Annotated in this window: 1 protein-coding gene; it reads left to right on the forward strand. The window is 70.8% G+C overall.

Features of this window, described 5'->3' with window-relative positions:
• Window positions 1-19: 19 nt before the first annotated feature.
• A complete protein-coding gene (locus FNH09_RS46390) occupies window positions 20-1,270 on the forward strand; it encodes an IS701 family transposase (protein ID WP_152895876.1) in 1,251 nt (416 codons plus the stop codon).
• Window positions 1,271-1,354: the final 84 nt, after the last annotated feature.

Below are 1,354 nucleotides of genomic sequence, written 5' to 3' on the forward strand. Positions count from 1 at the left end.
TGGTGTGACACCTGAGGAGATGGCCGGGGTCCGTGAGGACTTGGAGGCGTTCGCGGCGGATCTGTTCGACGGGTTCTTCCGTGCGGATCAGCGGCGGTGGGGGCAGGCGTATGTGCGGGGGCTGTTGCTGGATGGGCGGCGCAAGTCGGTGGAGCCGATGGCGGCCCGTCTCGGTGAGGACGGCAACCGGCAGGCGCTGGCGCACTTCATCACTTCCAGCCCCTGGGATCCGGCGCATGTGCGGGCCCGGCTGGCCTGGAGGATGCAGGACGTGGTCGGGCCGGAGGCGTTGATCGTCGACGACACCGGTTTCCTGAAGGACGGGGACGCTTCGGCGTGTGTGTCCCGGCAGTACACCGGCACCGCGGGCAAGGTCACCAAGTGCCAGGTCGGGGTGTCGCTCCACCTGGCGCGTGATCATGCCTCGGCCGCGGTGAACTGGCGGCTGTTCCTGCCCGCGTCCTGGGATCCCGCCTCCGCGCAGGCCGATGCGGACAGGGTGGGCCGCCGCACCCGCTGCGGCATTCCGGCCGGGGTGGGCCACGTGGAGAAGTGGCAGCTCGCCCTGGACATGATCGACGAGACGCGGTCCTGGGGCGTGGCCATTCCCCTGGTCGTCGCGGACGCCGGATACGGTGACGCTGCCGCCTTCCGTGACGGCCTGGAAGAGCGCAAGCTGTTCTACGCGGTCGGCATCTCCGGCCGTCACACCGCCCAGCCCGCCGACGCCCGTCCGGTCCAGCCCGTCTATGCGGGCACCGGCCGTCCACCCATAGCGCACTACCCCGAGCCGGCCCGGACCATGAAAGACCTGGTCATCGCCGCCGGCAGGACGGCGGCCAGGCCGGTGGCCTGGCGGGAAGGCTCCCGTTTGGGCAGGAGCCGCAGCGGCTTCAAACGGATGTACTCGCGGTTCGTCGCCCTCAGGGTCCGTCCCGCCGGCCGCGGCGTCCGCAGGGCCGGCGACACGGCAGAGCTGTCGGAGCGCTGGCTGCTGGCGGAGTGGCCCGCCGGCGAAGCCGAACCCGTGCAGTTCTGGCTGTCGAACCTGCCCTCCGGGATGCCGCTGGCCACCCTGGTCCGGCTGGCGAAACTGCGCTGGCGCATCGAGCACGACTACCGCGAGATGAAGCAGGCCCTGGGCCTGGCCCACTTCGAAGGCCGCACCTGGAACGGCTGGCACCACCACGTCACCCTGGTCTCCGCCGCCCACGCCTTCTGCACCCTGCGACGACTGGCACACGCCCCAAAAGAAGCAGCGCAGGCCTGAGTCTCTACCGGATCGTCCGCGAGCTGCAGACACTCCTCGCCACCTGGACCGGCGCCTGCCCCACCTGCCACCGCAACATACCCA

This window comes from Streptomyces adustus (assembly GCF_009377175.1).
In the GTDB taxonomy this organism is placed as follows: domain Bacteria; phylum Actinomycetota; class Actinomycetes; order Streptomycetales; family Streptomycetaceae; genus Streptomyces; species Streptomyces adustus.

Coding starts and splice junctions, on each gene's coding strand:
- FNH09_RS46390 (WP_152895876.1), top strand. CDS start 20: ATGGCCGGGGTCCGTGAGGACTTGGAGGCGTTCGCGGCGGATCTGTTC.